This window comes from Geothrix limicola (assembly GCF_030268085.1).
GTDB classification, from domain to species: Bacteria; Acidobacteriota; Holophagae; order Holophagales; family Holophagaceae; genus Geothrix; species Geothrix limicola.
Window position 1 is genome coordinate 1 of record NZ_BSDE01000018.1, and the last position, 1,679, is coordinate 1,679.

The window sequence follows — 1,679 nt, forward strand, 5'->3', positions numbered from 1 at the left end:
TCCCATCCATTCAGGCTCAAATCCCAAGGTGGTGCACGCTCAGGGCACCATTACTTCGGGCTCGGCCTAACCTCTCGCTGCAACGGACCCAGGCGCCAGCGCCTGGTCCGCTGAGCTTCTTTCGTTAGGCGTCACAATGCCAATCCTTGCTCCGATCATGGTCCTTATCTGTATGAATCCACCGCAAGTGGCTCCAGTTTCTATCTTGAAACCAGGGCTTTACCTATCAAACGCTTATATTGAGATGCTCAAAAAGACCCGATCGCCGTATTGGTGCTGTAAGCATGATCAAGCACCTCAAATTCAACTTGAAGTATCCAATACCAAAACGAATATTTGGTTTTGCTGGGGCTTTCATGAAAGCGATACCGCACAGGTGTTGAATCAAGATGGTTCAACCACCCGTCTGGATGGCGTGGCAAAAACAGATCGATTAAGAATCGCACCTTCTGATCCAACCTCCTTTTCGGTGCTTTCCCCACGCAATGCCACAGGTCAATATTCCTGGGTTAACTCAGAGGAGCAGTTCTTCCGAACCTACACGGTCGCAGGAAATTATCAGGACTCTTACGGTCGGTCCTATGTTTTTGGGGTCGACGGAAAAGGTGTATTCCCCAACCGCACCTTCACATACTCCGTTGGACATGAATTTGTCGAAGTTTTTTTCGACTGTATGTATGTCGAAGGGGCCACATGGGGTTTTGAATCTGAAGGCGATATCCTACGAATTTACGAATGCACCGACTCGGAAGGGCCACCCGTTCGGAATAAAAAACCTTTTTTAACACTCAAACGATTGAACCCCTGAACTCGCCTAACCCTTGGCTCAACTCGGACCCCGCCTGCATTGTCCTCCTCTCTCTCTTATCTCCCTGCTTTCTCGGCTCCGTTCAGCGCCTCGGCGCAGGCGGTGCCGGTTAGCCCCATTCGTTAGGCCTCGTTCGCCTTTCTATTTCTGTCCTCCGGGTGTGCGCAGGTTTCGCCAGCTTGGCCAGCTTGGCCAGCTTGGCCACCTCGTCACTCACCAACGCCAACTCCCGTGATTTCTCATTTTTCAGCAATCCAAGAATGGCGTTATTGCTTACTCATCAACAATCGGCCCATGGATTTCTGCCATCATTGAAGCTGCTTCAGCGCCCGATCCTTCAACTCCACGCAATAACTCCGGCACTTTCCCTTTGGGGTCGTCGGCATGAACTTTCGCTCCCATCCATTCAGGCGCAAATTCCAAGGTCGTGCACGCTCGGGGCACCATTGCTTTGGGCTCGGCCTAACCTCTCGCTGCAACGGACCCAGGCGCCAGCGCCTGGTCCGCTGAGCTTCTTTCGTTAGGCCTCGTTCGCCTTTCTATTTCTGTCCTCCGAGTGTGCGCAGGTTTCGCCAGCTTGGCCACCTCGTCACTCACCAACGCCAACTCCCGTAATTTCTCATTTTTCAGCAATCCAAGAATGGCGTTATTGCTTACTCATCAACAATCGGCCCATGGATTTCTGCCATCATTGAAGCTGCTTCAGCGCCCGATCCTTCAACTCCACGCAATAACTCCGGAACTTTCCCTTTGGGGTCGTCGGCATGAATTCCCGCTCTCATCCATTCAGGCTCAAACCCCAATGTGGTGCATGCTCGGGGCACCATTACTTTGGGCTCGGCCTAACCTCTCGCTGCAACGGACCCAGGCG

Annotated in this window: 1 protein-coding gene; it reads left to right on the plus strand. The window is 52.5% G+C overall.

All coding sequences use genetic code 11. From position 1 onward, the window contains the following. Nucleotides 1-136: 136 nt before the first annotated feature. Complete coding sequence (locus QSJ34_RS18510) at nucleotides 137-808, plus strand: hypothetical protein (protein ID WP_285578168.1); 672 nt, start codon at nucleotides 137-139, stop codon at nucleotides 806-808. Nucleotides 809-1,679 lie beyond the last annotated feature (871 nt).